Raw genomic sequence first — 20,116 nt, forward strand, 5'->3', positions numbered from 1 at the left:
GTACGCTATGGCCCCAGCGAAATTGCGGTTTGAACTGATATTGCGAGGAAGAAAAATGCCATTTGCCGGCCTGGGTTTGCACATTCTGATTGCGCTGTTCTTTGCGGTCCATGTGGTGCGCAGCGGCCAGCAGCTGTACTGGCTGTTCGTGCTGTTCTCGTTTCCGCTCTTGGGCAGCATCGTCTACTTTCTGGTGATCTACCTGCCCAATTCACGGCTGGAGCGCGGGGCGCGCCAGGTGGTGGCAGCCGCCGCCAAGACGCTGGACCCGACCAAGGAACTGCGCGAAGCGCGCGCGGCCTTTGACTACACCCCTACGGCGCAGAACCAGATGCGGCTGGCGGCTGCGCTCCTGGGCGGTGGCTTGGCCGAAGAGGCCGCGCAGAACTATGAGGCTTGCCTCAAGGGCCCGTTTGCGGCCGACCTGGAGATTCGCCTGGGCGCCGCCAGCACCTACCTGGCATGCCAGCGCGCGACGGACGCCATCACCCACCTGCAGTTCATCCGCCAGACCGATGCGGGCTTCCGCGCCGAGCAGATCGGCCTGTTGCTGGCCCAGGCTTACGCTGCGGCAGACCGGCACCAGGAGGCGCAGGCAGAGTTTGAGTCGGCTATGGCGCGCTTTGGCACCTTTGAGAGCCGCGCCGAATACGCGATCTGGGCTTGCACCAGCGGCGAGCACGCACTGGCCACACGCCTGCAACCCGAGCTGCAGCAAACCATGGACCGCTGGAGCCGCCACACCCGCAGCATGAACCAGCCCCTGATACGCCGGCTCAATGCCGCCTACGCGCAGGTCAAAGCCGGCTAAATCCCCACCATCAGCGCCACCGCACCGGAGAAGGTGAAGAACGCTGCGGCGGTGGACACCAGGATGATGCGGGCGATGCGCCCGTTGTCGGCGCCAAAGCGCTCGGCCAGCAGCGACACATTGCTGGCGCTGGGCAGCGCGGCCAGCAGCACCAGCACGGTGAGCGCAAACTTGTCGATGGGCACGCCCAGGCCAATGGCCGACACGCCCACCAGCAGCACCAGCAGCGGGTGCAAAAACAGCTTGATCAGCGCGACCGGCACGTACTCTTGCCAATGCACCTCGTGCGACTTGTCCTCCTTGGCCAGGATCTGCGAGCGGGCCAGCACCGCACCAATGGTGAACAGTGCCACCGGCGAAGCCGCGTCGGCCAGCAGCCCCACGGTGGCCACCACGGGCTGCGGAAATTCGATCTGCAAGGCAGACACCAGTGCGCCCAACAGAATCGACCAGGGCATGGGGTTGGCGGCCACGCCCTTGAGGGCATTTTTGGCGGCCTGCGCGGCGGACACACCGCCCGCCGCCGTGTTCCCACCCAAGCGCGAGAGTGCGATGCACAGCGACGAGGTAATCACCATGTCCACCAGGATGGTGACGATGGCCGGACCCGCGGCCTTGGCCCCAAGCAGCGCCACCAGTAGGGGCACGCCCATGAAACCGGTGTTGGGGAAGGCGCCCACCAGTGCGCCAAAGGCGGCGTCATTCCAGCCAATGCGGCCATGCAGCGTGACGGCCACCACAAACGTCACGATCACCAGAGCGCACAACAGATAAGTCAGCGCCACGCTGGGATCCAGCAACTGGGCAATCGGCGTGCTGGCGCCAAAGCGGTACAGCATGCAGGGCAGCGCAAAAAACAGCACAAAACCGTTGAGCCCGGGGATGGCCGCCAGCGGCAGCATGCCGCGGCGCGCGGCCACAAAACCGCAGAGCACCAGGGCGAAGAAAGGGAAGGTGACGGTGAGGATTTGCAGCACGGGCTCCATTGTGGCGGGGATTTACACCCACCCGTTAAGATGGCGCGCTCGCTTCTGTGCCGTTTTCGCTCCAGTTCTCCCCCGCATGTCTGCCTCCCCGCCCAACGCCGACCACGGCATGAACCCCGCCCAGCAAGAGGCCGTCAATTACCTGCACGGGCCCTGCCTGGTGCTCGCCGGGGCCGGTTCGGGCAAAACCAGGGTGATCACCCACAAAATTGGGCGGCTGATGCAAATGGGCATGCCGGCCAACCGCATTGCCGCCATCACCTTTACCAACAAGGCCGCCGCCGAAATGCGCGAGCGTGCCAAACAACTCATTGGCCGCACCGCCAAGGACGTGCTCGTGTGCACCTTCCACGCACTGGGCGTGCGCATGCTGCGCGAGGACGGCGCGGTACTGGGCCTCAAGCCCCAGTTCAGCATTCTGGACAGCGACGATGTGACCAGCATCCTCAAGGACGCGGGCGGCACGGTAGATGCGGTCACAGCGCGCCAGTGGCAGTGGACCATCAGCGCGTGGAAGAGCGCGGGGCTGACTTCTGCGGAGGCACTGGTGCAGGCGGCCGACGACAACGAACGCATCATCGCCACCGTGATGGGGCGTTACGAAGAACGGTTGACGGCCTACCAAAGCGTGGACTTTGACGACCTGATCAGCCTGCCGCTCAAGCTGCTGCGCGACTACCCCGAGGTGCGCGAGCGCTGGCAGGCCAAGCTGGGCCATGTGCTGGTGGACGAGTACCAGGACACCAACGCCACACAGTACGAGGTGCTGAAGCTGCTTGTGGGCGAGAAGGCGCGCTTCACCGCCGTGGGTGACGATGACCAGTCCATCTATGGCTGGCGTGGCGCCACGCTGGACAACCTGAAAAAATTGCCGGTGGACTTCCCCACGCTCAAGGTCATCAAGCTGGAGCAGAACTACCGCTCCACCAGCGCCATCCTGCGCGCGGCCAACAACGTGATCGGCCCCAACCCCAAGCTGTTCCCCAAGACCCTGTTCAGCGAGCTGGGCGAAGGCGAGCCGGTACGCGTGGTGGACGCCGACAACGAGGAGCACGAGGCCGAGCGCGCCGTGGCCCGCATCCAGAGCCTGCGTGCCGAGGGTTTGGCGGACATGCAGGGCAAGCAGTACAAGGAGTTCCGCGACTTTGCGGTGCTGTACCGCGCCAATCACCAGGCCAAGCCCTTTGAGAAGGCGCTGCGCAAGGCCGGCATTCCTTACAAAGTGTCGGGTGGACAAAGCTTTTTTGACCGCGCCGAGATCCGCGACCTGTGCGCCTGGTTTCGTCTGTGGAGCAACAACGATGACGACCCGGCGTTCCTGCGCGCAGTGACCACGCCCAAACGCGGCATTGGCCACACCACGCTGGGCACGCTGGGCGTGTACGCCAGCCAATACAAGCTGAGCCTGTTCGAGGCATTGTTTTCCTCCTCGCTGAGTGCCGCGCTCAGTGCCAAGGCACTGGGCAGCCTGCACGAGTTTGGCCGCTACATCAACGACCTGGAATTCCGCGCCCGCCACACCGAAGGCGCCGAGGCCGCCACCGCGTTTATGGCCGAGTGGCTGAAAGAAATTGGCTACGAAAAACACCTGTACGACGGCGAAGAAAGCGAAAAGGTCGCCGCCGCCAAGTGGACCAACGTACTGGAGTTTTGCGACTGGATGGCGCAGCGCTGCGGCGGGCAGATTGAAGATGTGGCCGGCGTCACCGCGCGTGAGGTCAAGAGCCTGCTGGAAGTTGCACAAACCATCGCCCTGCTCTCCACCATCAGCGAGCGCGAGAAGGACCAGGACGTAGTCACACTGTCCACCCTGCACGCCTCCAAGGGGCTGGAGTGGCCGCATGTGATGCTGGTGGGTGTGACCGAGGGCATGCTGCCCTTCAAGCTGGGCGACGGTGCTGACACCCTTGGCGGCTCCACCCGGGCCGACGAGGCCGCGAATGAAGACATGGCCACCCGCCTGCAGGAAGAGCGCCGCCTGATGTACGTGGGCATCACCCGCGCCCAGCGCAGTCTGGCCGTGAGTTGGACACGCCGCCGCAAAAAAGGCCGCGAGATGGTGGCTGCGCTACCCAGCCGCTTCATCGCAGAGATGGGCCTGGACCAGACCACCGTGAAAGAAGACCCCCGCGAAAAGCTGCGTGCCCTGCGCGCCGAATTTGCTGCCAAAGCCCAAGCCAACGCGGCTGCCGCCGCCACACCCCGATGACCTTGCAACTCCGATTCGCTACTCTTTTCATAGCTGTTTGCGCAGTATCTACGGGGGCTAGAGCCCAAAACGGCACAGAATCCTCCGCATTGACCACGCCCCCGGCGGTGGCTGTGGACAGCACGGCGGCCACCGCCGTCCAGCCCGGGGTGAGCTGCAAGAACCCACGTGCCACTCCGTTGTCGCGCTTTTGGGAACTGGAGCCCTCCAGCGACTGCGGCACCTTTGGCCTGCGCGGTTATAGGCCCATCAGCCTGTCGGTCATCGGCTCAGACAGCGTGAACATGCAGCCCACCTCACCCAGCGCGGGTCACACCGGCACCTACCAGCCCTACACCACCAGTGAGACGCGCATCCAGCTCTCGGTACGCACCAAGGTGGCCCAGGGGCTGCTGACTGGCGGCGACCCGAACCGGCTGGATTCGCTGTGGTTTTCGTACAGCCAGCAGTCGTACTGGCAGCTGTTCAACAACGACCTGTCGCGCCCTTTCCGAGCCACGGACCATGAGCCGGAGCTGACCTACATCTTCCCGGTGGAGTCGGCCCTCCCTTCGGGTTGGCGCCTACGCTACGGTGGCGTGAGCCTGAACCATCAGAGCAACGGCCAAAGCCTGCCACTGTCGCGCAGCTGGAACCGCGTCATTGCCCGGGCCGGGCTGGAGCTGGGCAGCACGGTGGCGGTCAACGCCAGCCTGTGGCAGCGTCTGCCCGAAGACTCCGCCAGCGACGACAACCCCGACATTGCTGACCTGATCGGTCGTGCCGAAATCTCTGCCGCCTGGAACATCAACCCGACCAACACACTGGCGCTGACCGTGCGGCATTCGCTGCAGGCAGACGCGAATGGTTCCATCCGCCTAGGCTGGTTCCGCAAAGTTGGCAGCGCCAGCGACACCGACCAGCGTGGCAGCCTGCGCTTCCACACCGAAGTGTTCAGCGGCTATGGGGATTCACTGATGGACTACAACCGTCGCCGCACCGTGCTCAGCGTGGGGCTGACGTTGCTGGACTGGTAAGAGGCGGTGCGGCGACCGCCTCAGCGGTGGCCATCGAAACCTGTGGTGAACGAGGCATCGGCAAACCCCAATCCACCACCAGAATCGGCCGAACCGAACTCGGCGTCGTGCAGGTCAGCCAGCACCATCATGGCATCAGCCGCTTCTTGGTTAAAACCAATGCGCGCGTTGCCCATGCCGTCACCACCGTTCATGATCAGCTTGTTGATATAGACACTGCATTCCTTGTAGCCCCACAGGGTGCGGATGGTGTTGGCAATGCGGTGGTGGTGCAGCTCCACAGTCTCCAGCGCTGTGGCCTTGCGCTGGGCGGGTGTCGCGTCTTCCAGCCCCATGGGCACCGTGGGTGCATCCAACTCAGGGAAGGCTTGCGCAGCGGGAGGCTCCGCGCGAACATGGGGAACTGGTGGTGTGGGCGCCAAGGGCGCGGGAGCAGAAATGGGCGGCAGCCCACTGAAACGCGAGTCCTGCTCAGCAAGCGCACTGTCCCACAGGCTCCAGGCAGTGTCCGGGTCGTCTTCGCGGACTTCCAGTCCACGCGAACCCGGGGCCTCCTGCTTGGGGTCCGGCGTGCCATCTTTGCCCCGAAACCTGCTGAACATGGGACTCCTTCTTGTTTTCGCCTGCATGTTACTCCAGCATGCAGGCCTTTGCCACTTTGCGGTTTGCCTCCCTACAGGCGCCCCTTGAACTGCGCGCAAGCGTACCGTGGGGTACCCCGTGAAACAAGGGGCCAGTTGGACTATGGAGCGACCGGCGTGGGCGTGCGGTAGCGCACAGCACAAAGAAAAAGCGGCCTCTCTTTGCAGAGAAGCCGCTTTCGCATTTTGGTGGCCTGGGGCGGAATCGAACCACCGACACAAGGATTTTCAATCCTCTGCTCTACCGACTGAGCTACCGGGCCTGAGCCTTGAATTATAGCATTAACTTAAACGCCATTTCGCTTCCCGCGCGTCAAGTCCACGCCAAGTTGTTTGAGCTTGCGATAGAGATGGGTGCGCTCCAGCCCAGTCTTCTCGGCCACGCGGGTCATGGAGCCGTTCTCCTTGGCTAGGTGGTATTCGAAATAGGCTTTCTCGAATTCGTCGCGGGCCTCGCGCAGGGGCTTGTCGAGCTCAAAGTTTTGCTGTGCCTGAGGGCCCGTATCTGCCTTTTCGGCGACCATGACAGAGGTGGCCTCTTGCGCAACCGCGGTGGCCACCGACGCCATGGGCAAAGGCACAGTCTTGCGCAGGTTGCCGCGCGACAAGCCCTGCTCCACAGCCTTGAGCAACTTCTGCAACGTGACGGGCTTTTCGAGGAACGCCAACGCTCCAATCTTGGTGGCCTCAACGGCGGTGTCGATGGTGGCGTGGCCACTCATCATGATCACGGGCATGGTCAATGCGCCGGTGGTAGACCACTCCTTGAGTAGCGTCACACCGTCGGTATCGGGCATCCATATATCCAGCAGCACCAGGTCCGGACGCTCACGCAGCCGAGCAGCACGCGCCTGGGCAGCGTTCTCCGCCAGTTCGACGGTGTGGCCTTCGTCATTCAGAATTTCCCAAAGCAATTCACGAATACCGTGCTCGTCGTCTACTACCAGTATGTTTGCCATGTTGTCTGCGCAGTCCCTTTGATGCCTGTGTCCGCACTCAAACGGGTGCGCTGTGGTCTATCGCCAATGATAACGACACTTGAGCGCCCACGATTACGCCGTCCACGGTGCGGTTGCCAATGTCAATGCGGGATCCATGCTCGTCCGCAATTTTCTTCACGACCGCCAAACCCAGGCCCGTCCCGCGCGCTTTGGTCGTCACATACGGCTCAAAGGCCCGCTTGAGAATGCTCTCGGGGAAGCCACTGCCCTGGTCCTGCACAATCAGGCGTACACGGCCCGAGGCTTCTTGCCACTGCGTCTTCACCAGCACGTTGCGAGGCACGCCCGGCGAGGCCGCAACAGCAGCCTCCGATGCGTCCTGCGCGTTTTGCAACAAATTGTGAATCACCTGGCGCAGTTGCTCTGCATCACCCAGAACTGGCGGGCAACGCGCATCCAGGTCAGTGGCGATGGGCACCTTGGCCGCGTCCACGTCATAAAGCTGCAAAACGTCTTTGACCAGCCCATTCAGGTCCAGCGATTTGAGCTCGGCAGCAGGTAAGCGCGCATAGTCGCGGAACTCGTTCACCAGTCGCTTCATGGCATCCACCTGGTCCACGATGGTTTTTACCGATTTGGTGAGGATGGCCTGCTCACTCGCCTCCAGTTTGCCATTGAGCTTCATCTCCAACCGCTCGGCCGAGAGCTGAATGGGGGTCAGAGGATTTTTGATTTCATGTGCCAGCCTACGGGCTACCTCGCCCCAGGCCTGGGCACGCTGGGCCGACACAATCTCGGAGATGTCGTCAAACACCAGCAGGCGCAAGTCACCAGGCAGCTCCGCTCCGCGGGCCACCAAGGTGACGGCCCGATCGAATGGGCTTCGCATTGGCGACTGGTTGGCGGATAGTTCAAAGGACTGCTGCCAATGGTCCAAGCCATGTTCGACCTGGCGCGCCAGGAATTCCCCAAACTGCTGCTGCACTGCGCTGCCGAAAGGCTCCAGCCCAGGAACCTCTGCCAGGGAATGGCCCTGGTATGCGGCCAGTGGTTGTTGCAGGATGCGCGTGGCCCCGGGGTTGGAGGAACGAATGGATCCATCGGCACCCAAGACGACCACACCTGAGGTCAAATTGTCCAGAATCGTCTGCAAGTTGGCGCGCGCAGCGTCCACCTGCGACATGCTGCTTTCCACCGCCTGGCGCGCGTCGGCCAGCTGCTGGGTCATGGACGCAAACGCACGGGTGAGCCCCCCCAGCTCATCCTTGCCCTGCATCGCCAACTTGGGAGTCAGGTCGCCGGCGGCCACCTGGCTCACGCCTTCAGTGAGCAGCAGCAAAGGGCGGGCAATCTGGTTACCCAATACCACCGCCAACAACACCGCGCCAAACACTGCGAGAAACAAACTCAAGGTCAGCGTACCGATGTACATGCGTTTGAGCCCCGTTCGTGCCAGCGCGCGCTCCTGGTACTCGCGGTTGGCACTGTCCACCGCGAGTGCGTTGGCCACCAGATTGGGCGGCAAGGCACGCGACACCAGCATGTACCGGGTCTCGGCATTCAGGCCCAATGTGGGGCTGGAAATGGGCACCAGAGTCTTGATGCGGGCATTGCTCAGAGCCCCGGGCACCGCGTCCTCCAGCCCTTCGATCCAGGCCAGCGAGCGCTCTTGTCGTGCCGTACGAAACTGGCTAGTGGTGGGCTTGTCCGGACTCAACTGAAATTTGGATTGACCCACACTGGCAATCAGGTTGCCCGAGCCCCCCCAAACCGTGATGTCGGAGGCCCCCAGTTGATCCAATAAGCGCTCGATGACCAGACCCGCAGTGCCATCACTGCTTTCCGACAGCTGCGCTGCCGCAGCGCGCGACTTGGTGGCCAGGTCATTCGACAGCGTATCGAGCGTGACACGGCCCAGACTCAGTCCGGCCTCCAGCGCGCCTTCGACCTTGACGTCAAACCAGGTCTCGATAGAACGCGAGACGAATTGGTACGACACCACGTAAATCAACAGCCCGGGCATGACCCCCACCAAGGCGAAGATGGTGGCCAGCTTGACCAGCAAGCGGCTGCCAAAGCGTCCCTGGCGCACACGCACCATCAGCCGGTACCCCACCCAGGCAATGCCAGCAGCCAGCAAAACCGCCACCACCACATTGATGGCGAACAGGCGAGCGTAGTTGCGCTCGTACAGTTCACGGTTGTTCGTGGCCTGCGTCAGCAAGTAGAGCAGCAGCATGCCAATGACGACCATCAGGGCGGCACCCAATGTCACTGTTCGGCGCACCGCGCGCGAAGTGTGGCCGGGAACCACCGGGGCCCGGGGCCCTTCCAAGTCGGTCATTTGGCTGCCTCTGGCGCCAGAATCACGAATCGGGCCAGCGCGACATCCCACTCAGATTGGCCTAGCGCCCCGATTTGAAAAGGGCGTGGCAGTTGCCCCAGGTCCAGACGAAAACGGAACTCCAGGCGGTAACGCTGACTGGGGTCCAGGTCGGACGTGTTGGCTACTTTCCAGCGTGAGATGCGCTTGATGGCCGACAGCGCTTGCGGCAGGGTGTCGTAACTCTGGTTCAAGGCCAAGCCCAGCCCAGTGGCTGGCCCTGGACCGGTGCTGACGTTGAGCCGCCAGCGGCGCGTCAGTGGCTGGAACGCCAACCGGAACTGACGCGTGGCGCTACCCATCGATTTATCAGACCAATACCAGCGCTCCTTGAGCACTTCGGCCTCCGCCACAAACACCATGGGGATGCCTTTGAGCAGCGCATCTTCCACCGTGCTGGACAACTCAAACTGCAACTGGGCAGAGACGGTGACTTCGTCAGGTCCACGCTCCACCTCAAACTGCGACAGGTCCACCGCGCCCTGAGCCGCGGCCACGCGAAGGAGGCCGGCCAAGCCGACAAATACCAACCAGCGTACCGCTTTGTTAAACAGCACGCTTTTCAAAGAGCGCATAGAAAAAGCCGTCGTGGTCACCCAATGGATTGTCGGGGACAACGCCAGCGGTCACTTCACTTTGCGGCAGCAAATGGCCGGGAGACGGAAGCAACTGGGCATCAGTGTTGTTTGCAAGAAACGCTTGCGCCTGGCCCTGGCCTTCGGCGACGAAGAGAGAGCAGGTGCAATACAGCAGGCGCCCACCGGGCCGCACCAGAGGCCATAGCGCCTGCAAAATGCGCTTTTGAATTGCTGCGAGCTGGTCCACATCGGATGCACGGCGCAACCAGCGAATATCAGGATGCCGCCGGACAATGCCAGAGGCGGTGCATGGGGCGTCCAGCAAGACGAGGTCAAAAGGCTTTGCGTCCCACCAGCTGTCAGGCCGGCTGGCATCGGCCGTCACCACCTGCGGTGTCAGGCCCAGGCGCTGAGCGTTGCTTTGGATACGCTGAGCCCGTCGCGCATCCACTTCCAGCGCGATCACTTCGGCGTCGGCCAACTCGAGCAGGTGCCCGGTTTTACCGCCCGGCGCAGCGCAAGCATCCAGGATGCGCCAGGGCTGCGGGGCCGCATATCCATCCAACAGCAAGGGAGCCGCCACCTGTGCAGCCGCGTCCTGCACCGACACCATGCCTTGCGCAAAGCCGGGTACGGTCTGCACAGGCACGGCCTGACCCAACTCCACAATCTGGGCACTGCGGTGGATGCCACGCAACTGGGCTTGCTCCAACAATGGCAAATAGTCGTCAACACAGGTCCGCCGTCGATTGAGCCGCAGCGTCATGGGCGCATGCCGATTGGCAGCCGACAACAAAGCCATCCACTGCGCTGGGCGCTCCGCCTTCAGACGTGTAATCCACCACGCTGGGTGGTTCCACACAGCCTCCGGGTCTTTCTGGGTAGCGGCGACCAACGTATCCTTTTCACGCAAAAATCGGCGTAAACAAGCGTTCATGAAATTGGCCTGGGCCTTGGTTTCCTGCTGGCGCTTGGCGGCCTCCACGGCCTGGTTCACCAGCGTGAAGGCATCGTAGGGCGCTTGTGCGTCGTCCCATGCCAACGCCAGAGCAACGCACAGCAAAGCATCTGCGGCTGGCGGTGGCTTCTTGCTGGCCAATAGGGCACACAGGGCCTGGGCGCGCCCCAGATTGCGCCACACCTGAAAAGCAAGCGCCTGGACGCCGGAGCGCAATTCGGCCTCCACGGCGTCAATCGCCACCGTGCCGGAAGCCCCGCCACGCACGGCGAGCACCACGCGGGCCGTGGCTTGCAGTTGGCGCCACAGCGCTGGAGTTTTGTGAAGTTCTGGCATGCTGGCTTAAAGTTGTCCTGCGGGGAGAAACCCCATGACGCCAGCGACGACGCTGGCAGGGAATTGGCGAATGGCCTCGTTGTAGCGCCCAAGAATTTGGTTCAAACCGCCACGTGCACTTTGAACTTTGAGCACACCAGCGTCCCAATCCGCACGCAATTCTGGTGGGACACTGGGGCCGGCCAAATCGGCGGGTACATCACTGGCCGCCAGCCACTGGGCGTGCACGGCGTCCCATGCAGCAGCAAGCGGCATCAACGACTCGGAAGCCAAAGGATTGGGGCGCGGCAGCTTCCATGCAGCATCGAGTGCCTGAATCGCCTTCGCCAACGCCGCCCACTCCGCAGGCGGCTTGTCGTCTGTCTTAGCGCCATCGGACAGGGCAACATTGACCACCGCAGCGCAAGCGCGCATGTACTTCTCTAATACCTGGAGGACCTCCATGCCGCGCGCACGCAACCGCATGAGGCGGTTGTATAGGCCCACACTCCAGAAAACCAATGCGGCCAACAGCAGCCACAACAACAATGAAGCATCCATGCCGGTCCTCTCTTCTGACTAGATAAGCGATCTTAAGGAACGTACAGCCGCCCCATAAAAAAACGCCCCAAGCTGCTTTCGCAGACTTGGGGCGCCTCAGCCACTAAGGCATTGCGCGATTACTCGGCAGCAGCACCTTCGTTAGACTGGTACTCACCAGCATCCACACCACCTGCCAATTCGGCAGCTTCGGCTTCCGCAATGGCACGACGCTCGGCGTCGTCCATCGTCTCGCGCACCTTGCGCGCTTCGTGGTAGGCCAGGCCCGTACCCGCGGGGATCAAACGACCCACGATGACGTTTTCCTTCAAGCCGCGCAGCTCATCGCGCTTGCCCATGATGGCCGCTTCGGTCAGTACGCGGGTAGTTTCCTGGAAGGAAGCCGCGCTGATGAAGCTATCGGTGGACAGCGATGCCTTAGTAATACCCAGCAGCAAGTTGGTGTAGACCGCAGGGATCTTGCCGGCCGCACGCAATGCATCGTTGGTGTTGAGCATTTCGGAACGCTCGACCTGTTCACCATTGATGTAGCCAGAGTCACCGGTAGCTTCCACCACCACGCGGCGCAGCATCTGGCGAACAATCACTTCAATGTGCTTGTCGTTGATCTTCACGCCTTGCAAGCGGTACACGTCCTGCACTTCGTCCACGATGTAACGGGCCAGTTCTTCCGAACCCAACAAGCGCAAGATGTCTTGTGGATCGGCTGGGCCGTCCACAACGCTTTCGCCCTTGTTGACCACTTGGCCTTCGTGCACCAAGATGTTCTTTTCCTTGGGCACCAGCTCTTCCCAAACCTTGCCTTCGGGATCGGTGATCTGCAAGCGCACTTTGCCCTTGGTTTCCTTACCAAAGGACACAGTACCGGTCACTTCGGCCAGAACGCCCTTGTCCTTGGGCGAACGGGCTTCGAACAGCTCAGCCACACGGGGCAGACCACCGGTAATGTCGCGGGTCTTCTGACCTTCGATCGGGATACGGGCCAGCACTTCGCCAGGACCCACGTCCTGTCCGTCGCGTACCTGCACCAAAGCGCCAACGGGGAAGCCAATGGTCACCGAGTGATCGGTACCAGGGATCTTCACTTCGTGGCCTGACGCATCGATCAGTTTGACCTGAGGACGCACGACCTTAGCAGCACCACGGCGTTTCGGATCGATCACCACCAGCGTGGACAGACCGGTCACTTCATCCACCTGCTTGGCAACCGTCAGACCTTCTTCCACATTCTCAAAGTGCGCCTTACCAGCGAACTCGGTGATGATGGGGCGAGTCAACGGATCCCAGTTGGCCAGAATCGCACCCGCCTTCACAGCCTGGTCAGCCTTGACCGTCAGGATGGCACCGTACGGTACCTTGTGGCGCTCGCGCTCACGACCATGCTCGTCATGGATGATGATTTCGCCGGAACGGGCAATCACCACCAACTCAGACTTGCTGTTGGTCACATAGCGCATGGTGGCGTTGAAGCCGATCGCGCCGTTGGACTTGGCTTCCACGCTGGAAGCGATCGCAGCGCGAGACGCAGCACCACCGATGTGGAAGGTACGCATGGTCAACTGGGTACCGGGTTCACCGATGGACTGGGCAGCGATCACACCGACGGCTTCGCCGCCGTTGATCAGACCACCGCGGCCCAAATCGCGTCCGTAGCACTTGGCGCAAATACCAAAGCGGGTTTCGCAGGTCAATGCCGTGCGTACCTTGACTTCGTCCACGCCTGCAGCTTCGAGTTCTTCGATCAGGTCTTCGTCCAGCATCGCGCCAGCAGGCGCCAAGACTGCACGATTCTCAGGGTGCAGCACATCATCAGCGGCTGTACGACCCAAGATACGGTCGCGCAACGATTCGATCGTTTCACCGCCTTCGACGATGGCACGCATCAGGTAACCGTTGTGGGTTCCGCAATCCTGTTCGGTTACAACCAAGTCCTGTGTCACGTCGACCAAACGGCGCGTCAGGTAACCCGAGTTCGCTGTCTTCAACGCCGTATCGGCCAGACCCTTACGGGCACCGTGGGTGGAGATGAAGTACTCCAACACGTTCAGACCTTCGCGGAAGTTGGCGGTAATGGGTGTCTCGATGATGGAGCCATCAGGCTTGGCCATCAGACCCCGCATACCGGCCACCTGGCGAATTTGCGCAGCAGAACCACGGGCGCCGGAGTCGGCCATCATGTAGATGGAGTTGAACGACTCTTGCTGGACCTGCTTGCCATGGCGGTCGGTGACCATTTCCTTGGACAGCTTGGCCATCATCACCTTGGACACTTCGTCACCTGACTTGCCCCAGATATCCACCACCTTGTTGTAGCGTTCACCAGAAGTCACCAGACCGGACACGTATTGCTGTTCGATCTCTTTGACTTCCTTCTGAGCGCGCGCAATGATGTCGTGCTTCTCTTGCGGCACCAGCATGTCATCGATACAGATGGAGATACCGGCCTTGGTTGCCAAGCGGAAACCGCTTTGCAGCAGCTTATCGGCAAACACCACGGTTTCTTTCAATCCACACTTGCGGAAGGACACGTTGATCAGTTTGGAGATTTCCTTCTTCTTCAACGCCTTGTTGATGTTGGAGAAAGGAAGACCCTTGGGCAGGATTTCGGACAGCAGTGCACGGCCGGCGGTGGTTTCCCACAGCTTGGTCGACGGCACAAACTCACCGGTTTCCTTGTCCTTGGTGTACTCGGTCAAGCGCACATTGATGCTGGCGTTCAACTCGACTTCACCCGCGTCAAACGCGCGCTGCACTTCACCGGTGTCGGCGAAGATCAGACCTTCGCCCTTGCCGTTAATGCGCTCGCGGGTCGTGTAGTACAGACCCAGCACCACGTCTTGCGACGGAACAATGGAAGGTTCACCGTTGGCGGGGAACAGCACGTTGTTGGAGGCCAGCATCAGCGTGCGGGCTTCCATTTGCGCCTCCACCGACAAAGGCACGTGAACGGCCATCTGGTCACCGTCGAAGTCGGCGTTAAAGGCCGCGCAAACGAGAGGGTGCAACTGAATGGCCTTGCCTTCGATCAGGATGGGTTCAAAGGCCTGGATACCCAAACGGTGCAGCGTAGGCGCACGGTTCAGCATCACGGGATGCTCTTTGATGACCTCTTCCAGAATGTCCCACACCACGGGCGTGCCAGATTCGACTTCCTTCTTGGCAGCCTTGATGGTGGTCGCAATGCCCATGGCCTCCAGGCGTGCGAAGATGAAGGGCTTGAACAGTTCCAAAGCCATCAGTTTCGGCAGACCGCACTGGTGCAGCTTGAGTGTTGGGCCCACGGTAATCACCGAACGACCGGAGTAATCGACGCGCTTGCCCAGCAAGTTCTGGCGGAAGCGGCCGGATTTACCCTTGATCATGTCGGCCAAAGACTTCAGAGCGCGCTTGTTGGCGCCCGTCATGGCTTTACCGCGGCGACCGTTGTCCAGCAAGCTGTCCACGGCTTCTTGCAACATGCGCTTTTCGTTGCGTGCAATGATTTCCGGCGCCTTCAGTTCCAGCAAACGGCGCAGACGGCTGTTGCGGTTGATGACGCGGCGATACAGGTCGTTCAAGTCGGAGGTCGCAAAACGACCGCCGTCCAGCGGCACCAGCGGACGCAGGTCCGGCGGCAACACGGGCAGCACATCCAGCACCATCCACTCAGGCTTGATACCGGATTTCTTGAACGCTTCCAGGACCTTCAAACGCTTGGCGTTCTTTTTGATCTTGAGCTCGGAACCGGTCAGGTCGTTGCGCAGCTTCTCGATCGAACCTTCGATATCGATGCTTTGCAGCAGGTCCTTAATACCTTCAGCGCCCATCTTGGCTTGGAATTCGTCGCCGTATTCCTTGAACTTGGCGTCGAAGTCGTCTTCCGACATGATGCTGAATTTCTTCAACGGGGTCATGCCTGGGTCGGTGACCACATATGCTTCAAAGTACAGCACACGTTCGATATCGCGCAGCGTCATGTCCAGCACCAGACCCAAACGGCTTGGCAGAGACTTCAGGAACCAGATGTGCGCGCAAGGTGCGGCCAGGTCAATGTGACCCATGCGTTCGCGGCGAACCTTGGTCTGTGTGACTTCAACGCCGCACTTCTCGCAGATCACACCACGGTGCTTCAAACGCTTGTACTTGCCGCACAGGCATTCGTAGTCCTTGATAGGTCCGAAAATCTTGGCGCAAAACAGGCCGTCGCGCTCAGGTTTGAACGTACGGTAGTTAATGGTTTCCGGCTTTTTCACTTCACCAAAAGACCAGGAACGGATCTTCTCGGGAGAAGCCATGCCGATCTTGATGGCATCGAAATGCTCATCGGGGGTGAACTGCTTGAATAGGTCGAGTAAAGATTTCATGTGAGTTCTTTCCCTTTTCTTTAAGAGCGTTCGAGTTCAATGTCGATGCCCAAGGAACGGATTTCCTTGACCAGCACATTGAACGATTCCGGCATGCCGGCTTCGATGGAGTGTTCGCCCTTGACGATGTTCTCGTACACCTTGGTACGACCTTGCACGTCATCGGACTTGACCGTCAGCATTTCCTGCAACACGTACGACGCGCCGTAGGCTTCCAGTGCCCACACTTCCATTTCACCGAAGCGCTGGCCACCGAACTGTGCTTTACCGCCCAGAGGTTGCTGGGTCACCAAGCTGTACGGACCAGTGGAACGGGCGTGCATCTTGTCATCGACCAAGTGGTGCAGCTTCAGGTAGTGCATGTAGCCCACCGTGGTAGTGCGCTCGAAAGCATCACCGGTACGACCGTCATACAGCTGGGCCTGGGTACGCGCGGCGGTCAGGCCCTTGGCCTTGGCTACGTCGTCCGGGTATGCCAGTTGCAGCATGTCGCCGATTTCCTTTTCGGTCGCGCCGTCAAACACAGGGGAGGCAAAGGGCACACCGCTGGTGAGCTCTTTCGCCATTTCCTGCACTTCTGCGTCCGACAGTTGGGCCAAGTCTTCCTTACGGCCTGTGCTGTTGTAAACCTGCTCCAAGAAACCACGGATTTCAGTAGCAGCAGCTTCACGTTGCAGCATGTCACCAATGCGGTGACCCAGGCCCTTACCTGCCCAGCCCAAGTGCACTTCCAGCACCTGGCCGATGTTCATCCGCGAAGGCACGCCCAATGGGTTCAGCACGATGTCCACAGGAGTACCGTCTGCCATGTAAGGCATGTCTTCCACGGGCGTGATCTTGGAGACCACACCCTTGTTACCGTGGCGACCGGCCATCTTGTCACCGGGTTGCAGGCGGCGTTTGACGGCAATGTAGACCTTGACCATCTTCAGCACGCCAGCGGGCAACTCGTCGCCTTGTGTGAGCTTCTTGCGCTTTTCTTCAAACGCCAGATCGAAGCTGTGGCGGGTCTGCTCCAGCGAGTTCTTGATGCTTTCCAGCTGGCTTGCGACTTCTTCGTCGGCAGGACGAATGTCGAACCAGTGGAACTTCTCGACCGATGCTAGGTAGGCCTTGTCCAGCTTGGTCCCCTTGGCCAGCTTTTGCGGACCACCGTTAGCCACCTTGCCGGTCAACAACTTCTCGATACGGTCGAACGCATCGGCCTCCACGATACGCAACTGGTCATTCAGATCCAGGCGGAAACGCTTCAGTTCGTCGTCAATGATCTGCTGGGCACGGCGGTCACGGGTGATGCCTTCACGGGTGAAGACCTGCACGTCAATCACGGTGCCCGAGCTGCCTTGGTCTACACGCAGCGAGGTGTCCTTCACATCGGAGGCCTTTTCACCGAAGATGGCGCGCAACAACTTCTCTTCGGGAGTCAGTGTGGTCTCACCCTTGGGTGTGACCTTGCCAACGAGCGTGTCGCCAGGCAAGACTTCCGCACCCACGTAGATGATGCCGGACTCATCCAAACGGTTCAGCTGCTGTTCGCTCAGGTTGGGGATGTCGCGGGTAATTTCTTCCGCACCCAACTTGGTGTCACGCGCCATCACCACGAGTTCTTCGATGTGGATCGAGGTGTAGCGGTCTTCTGCCACCACACGTTCGCTGATCAGAATCGAATCTTCGAAGTTGTAACCGTTCCAGGGCATGAAGGCCACCAGCATGTTCTGGCCGATAGCGATTTCACCCAGATCGGTCGAAGCACCGTCAGCAATCACATCACCCTTGGACAGCTTGTCACCCTTCTTAACGATGGGACGCTGGTGGATGTTGGTGTTCTGGTTGGAACGCTGGTACTTGATCAGGTTGTAGATGTCCACACCCACTTCACCGGCTTGCGCCTCAGCGTCATTAACGCGGATCACGACACGGGTCGCATCCACATAGTCGACGATACCGCCGCGGGTGGTGGTGACCACCGTACCGGAGTCCACCGCAGCGACGCGCTCGATACCGGTGCCCACCATGGGCTTTTCCGGACGCAGCACGGGCACCGCTTGGCGGGACATGTTGGCGCCCATCAACGCGCGGTTCGCGTCATCGTGCTCCAAGAACGGAACCAGAGATGCCGCCACCGACACGATTTGCGCAGGAGACACGTCCATGTACTGCACGCGCTCAGCGCCGACCAGAATGGATTCGCCTTTTTCACGGGCAGATACCAAGTCACCTGTCAGCGTTCCGTCTTTGTCCAAGGCCGCGTTGGCCTGGGCAATCACGTACTTGCCTTCTTCGATGGCAGACAGGTAGTCAATGTCCATCGTGACCTTGCTGTCCACGACGCGACGGTACGGTGTTTCAATGAAACCGTATTCGTTCAAGCGGGCGTACAAGGCCAGCGAGTTGATCAGACCAATGTTTGGACCTTCGGGTGTTTCAATGGGACACACGCGACCGTAGTGGGTCACGTGCACGTCACGCACCTCGAAGCCAGCACGTTCCCGCGTCAAACCACCCGGGCCAAGGGCCGATACACGGCGCTTGTGGGTGATTTCAGCCAGCGGGTTGGTCTGGTCCATAAACTGGGACAGCTGCGAGGCACCGAAGAACTCTTTCAGCGCTGCCGAGATGGGCTTGCTGTTGATCAGGTCGTGCGGCATCAGAGGCTCTTGCTCCGCTTGACCCAGACGTTCCTTCACAGCCTTTTCGATACGTGCCAAGCCAGTACGGTACTGGTTCTCGGCCAATTCGCCCACGCAACGCACGCGGCGGTTGCCCAAGTGGTCGATGTCATCCACGTCGCCACGGCCGTTGCGCAGATCCACCAGGATCTTGACCACAGCCAGGATGTCTTCGTTCGTCAGCACCATCGGGCCGGTCGATTCCGAACGACCCATCTTGGCGTTGAACTTCATGCGGCCCACACGCGACAGATCGTAGGTGTCAGGGTTGTAGAACAGGCGCTGGAACAGCGCTTGCACGGCATCTTCTGTCGGCGGCTCGCCGGGGCGCATCATGCGGTAGATAGCAACACGGGCAGCAAACTCATCCACGGTTTCATCCGTGCGCAAAGTTTGCGAGATATAGGCGCCTTGGTCCAGCTCGTTGGTGTAGATGCAAGCCAGATCCTGGATGCCAGCGGTGCGCAGCTTCTTCAGCAGTGCTTCGGTCAGCTCTTCATTGGCCTTGGCCACGATTTCACCGGTGTCGCCGTCGACCACATTGCGGGCCACGACGCGGCCGATCAGGAAGTCTTCGGGCACGCTGATGTGCGAAGTACCCGATTGCTCCAGTTCGCGGGTGTGGCGCGCGGTCACGCGCTTGTCTTTGGCCACAACCACTTTGCCGGACTTGTCGGTGATGTCGAAACGGGCGACTTCGCCTCGCAGACGTTCCGCCACAAACTCCATCTGGGCGCCACTGTCCATCAGACGGAAATTGTCGTTGACGAAGAAGTTGGCCAAGATGGATTCGTTGTTCAGGCCGATGGCCTTGAGCAGAATCGTGACCGGCATCTTGCGGCGACGGTCCACACGGAAGTACAGCAGGTCTTTGGGGTCGAATTCAAAATCGAGCCAGGAGCCGCGATAGGGAATAATGCGCGCGGAAAACAACAGCTTGCCCGAGCTGTGGGTCTTGCCCTTGTCATGTTCAAAGAACACACCAGGCGAACGGTGCAGCTGGGACACGATCACACGTTCCGTACCGTTGATGATGAAGGAGCCTTTGCCAGTCATCAAGGGCACTTCGCCCATGTAGACCTCTTGTTCCTTGACTTCCTTGACCACCTTGTTCTGACCGGTCGACGATTCACGGTCGTAAATGATCAGCTGCACCTTGGCGCGCACGGCCGAGGCAAAGGTCAAACCACGGGTCTGGCATTCACGCACATCAAACGCTGGCTTGGCGAGGTTGTACTCGAGGTACTTCATCTCCACAAAGCCGTTGTGAGAGACGATGGGGAAGGCGGCTTCGAACGCAGCCTGCAGGCCTTCAACCGTGCGTTTTTTGGGGGCTACGTCGGCTTGCAAAAACGCGGTGTACGCGTCTTTTTGCATTTGCAACAAGTAGGGAATCTCGAGCACGCTATCGCGATTACCGAAGTTTTTGCGAATTCGCTTGCGTTCTGTGTATGTGTAAGCCATTAGATCTCCGGGCAAAGGCTGAGGAATCCTGGGGGTCCTAGGCGACTGTCGCGTTGAGCATCACTCTCAACAGGCTTGGCGATTGGCCACTACCAATCACTGGCGGACGGTTGCGCATTGCACACAACCCGTACCAAGGCGTCTTCTGCAGTCGGATCAGAAGACACTCAAAAACGGTCCTTAGACCACTTTTGAGTGTGCACTAATTTCAATGCTCACAAGCAGCAAAGGCTGGAGGCCC

At 60.5% G+C, this 20,116-nt stretch carries 12 protein-coding genes and 1 tRNA gene; 3 read left to right on the plus strand and 10 right to left on the minus strand.

Going from position 1 to position 20,116, the window contains the following annotated elements; translation table 11 throughout:
- The first annotated feature begins 55 nt into the window (after positions 1-55).
- Positions 56-811 (plus strand): hypothetical protein, encoded by a 756-nt coding sequence (locus tag J2X15_RS19400; protein WP_310346098.1) that lies wholly within the window; start codon positions 56-58, stop codon positions 809-811.
- Here the strand turns inward: J2X15_RS19400 and J2X15_RS19405 are convergent.
- Entirely contained in the window at positions 808-1,788 is a 981-nt protein-coding gene (locus tag J2X15_RS19405) for an AEC family transporter (protein ID WP_310346100.1), read from the minus strand. The genes J2X15_RS19400 and J2X15_RS19405 overlap by 4 nt on opposite strands.
- Positions 1,789-1,873: 85 nt before the next feature.
- Here J2X15_RS19405 and J2X15_RS19410 point away from each other — a divergent pair, with 85 nt between their 5' ends.
- Both J2X15_RS19410 and J2X15_RS19415 read left to right on the plus strand, forming a co-directional pair.
- A complete protein-coding gene (locus J2X15_RS19410; RefSeq protein ID WP_310346102.1) occupies positions 1,874-4,006 on the plus strand; it encodes an ATP-dependent helicase in 2,133 nt (710 codons plus the stop codon).
- Positions 4,007-4,095: 89 nt separating this feature from the next.
- Complete coding sequence (locus tag J2X15_RS19415) at positions 4,096-5,022, plus strand: phospholipase A (RefSeq protein ID WP_310346107.1); 927 nt, start codon at positions 4,096-4,098, stop codon at positions 5,020-5,022.
- 20 nt (positions 5,023-5,042) lie between these two features.
- Here the strand turns inward: J2X15_RS19415 and J2X15_RS19420 are convergent, their stop codons facing one another.
- The 9 genes from J2X15_RS19420 to rpoB form a co-directional block, all read right to left on the minus strand.
- Positions 5,043-5,624, minus strand: a complete 582-nt coding sequence (locus tag J2X15_RS19420; RefSeq protein WP_310346110.1) for a hypothetical protein — start codon at positions 5,622-5,624, stop codon at positions 5,043-5,045.
- Between the two features lie 226 nt (positions 5,625-5,850).
- A tRNA-Phe gene (locus tag J2X15_RS19425) sits at positions 5,851-5,926 on the minus strand.
- A 24-nt stretch (positions 5,927-5,950) separates the two neighbouring features.
- Positions 5,951-6,622: a response regulator gene (locus tag J2X15_RS19430; protein WP_310346112.1), complete on the minus strand. Its 672-nt coding sequence runs from the start codon at positions 6,620-6,622 to the stop codon at positions 5,951-5,953.
- A 37-nt stretch (positions 6,623-6,659) separates the two neighbouring features.
- On the minus strand, positions 6,660-8,948 hold the full coding sequence (locus J2X15_RS19435) for a sensor histidine kinase (protein ID WP_310346115.1): 2,289 nt from the start codon (positions 8,946-8,948) through the stop codon (positions 6,660-6,662).
- A complete protein-coding gene (locus tag J2X15_RS19440; protein WP_310346117.1) occupies positions 8,945-9,562 on the minus strand; it encodes a DUF4390 domain-containing protein in 618 nt (205 codons plus the stop codon). The genes J2X15_RS19435 and J2X15_RS19440 overlap by 4 nt, the downstream gene beginning before the upstream one ends.
- The gene (rsmB, locus tag J2X15_RS19445) at positions 9,534-10,859 is read right to left on the minus strand and encodes a 16S rRNA (cytosine(967)-C(5))-methyltransferase RsmB (protein ID WP_310346120.1); all 1,326 of its coding nucleotides are present in this window, start codon (positions 10,857-10,859) and stop codon (positions 9,534-9,536) included. Before rsmB ends, J2X15_RS19440 begins: the two co-directional genes overlap by 29 nt.
- Before the next feature lie 6 nt (positions 10,860-10,865).
- Positions 10,866-11,399 carry a hypothetical protein gene (locus J2X15_RS19450; RefSeq protein ID WP_310346122.1) on the minus strand — a complete coding sequence of 178 codons (534 nt, stop codon included), beginning with the start codon at positions 11,397-11,399 and terminating at the stop codon, positions 10,866-10,868.
- Between the two features lie 119 nt (positions 11,400-11,518).
- Positions 11,519-15,742: a DNA-directed RNA polymerase subunit beta' gene (gene rpoC, locus J2X15_RS19455; RefSeq protein ID WP_310346125.1), complete on the minus strand. Its 4,224-nt coding sequence runs from the start codon at positions 15,740-15,742 to the stop codon at positions 11,519-11,521.
- 20 nt (positions 15,743-15,762) lie between these two features.
- Positions 15,763-19,875: a DNA-directed RNA polymerase subunit beta gene (rpoB, locus tag J2X15_RS19460; protein ID WP_310346130.1), complete on the minus strand. Its 4,113-nt coding sequence runs from the start codon at positions 19,873-19,875 to the stop codon at positions 15,763-15,765.
- Positions 19,876-20,116: the final 241 nt, after the last annotated feature.

Origin of the sequence: Rhodoferax saidenbachensis (genome assembly GCF_031457975.1) — a bacterium.
In the GTDB taxonomy this organism is placed as follows: Bacteria; Pseudomonadota; Gammaproteobacteria; order Burkholderiales; family Burkholderiaceae_C; genus Allorhodoferax; species Allorhodoferax saidenbachensis_A.

Excerpts from the sequence above, each read along its gene's own strand:
- J2X15_RS19420 (WP_310346110.1), bottom strand. The coding sequence starts at position 5,624 with ATGTTCAGCAGGTTTCGGGGCAAAGATGGCACGCCGGACCCCAAGCAG.
- J2X15_RS19450 (WP_310346122.1), bottom strand. The coding sequence starts at position 11,399 with ATGGATGCTTCATTGTTGTTGTGGCTGCTGTTGGCCGCATTGGTTTTC.
- rsmB (WP_310346120.1), bottom strand. The coding sequence starts at position 10,859 with ATGCCAGAACTTCACAAAACTCCAGCGCTGTGGCGCCAACTGCAAGCC.
- J2X15_RS19430 (WP_310346112.1), bottom strand. The coding sequence starts at position 6,622 with ATGGCAAACATACTGGTAGTAGACGACGAGCACGGTATTCGTGAATTG.
- rpoC (WP_310346125.1), bottom strand. The coding sequence starts at position 15,742 with ATGAAATCTTTACTCGACCTATTCAAGCAGTTCACCCCCGATGAGCAT.
- J2X15_RS19440 (WP_310346117.1), bottom strand. The coding sequence starts at position 9,562 with ATGCGCTCTTTGAAAAGCGTGCTGTTTAACAAAGCGGTACGCTGGTTG.
- rpoB (WP_310346130.1), bottom strand. The coding sequence starts at position 19,875 with ATGGCTTACACATACACAGAACGCAAGCGAATTCGCAAAAACTTCGGT.
- J2X15_RS19400 (WP_310346098.1), top strand. The coding sequence starts at position 56 with ATGCCATTTGCCGGCCTGGGTTTGCACATTCTGATTGCGCTGTTCTTT.
- J2X15_RS19410 (WP_310346102.1), top strand. The coding sequence starts at position 1,874 with ATGTCTGCCTCCCCGCCCAACGCCGACCACGGCATGAACCCCGCCCAG.
- J2X15_RS19435 (WP_310346115.1), bottom strand. The coding sequence starts at position 8,948 with ATGACCGACTTGGAAGGGCCCCGGGCCCCGGTGGTTCCCGGCCACACT.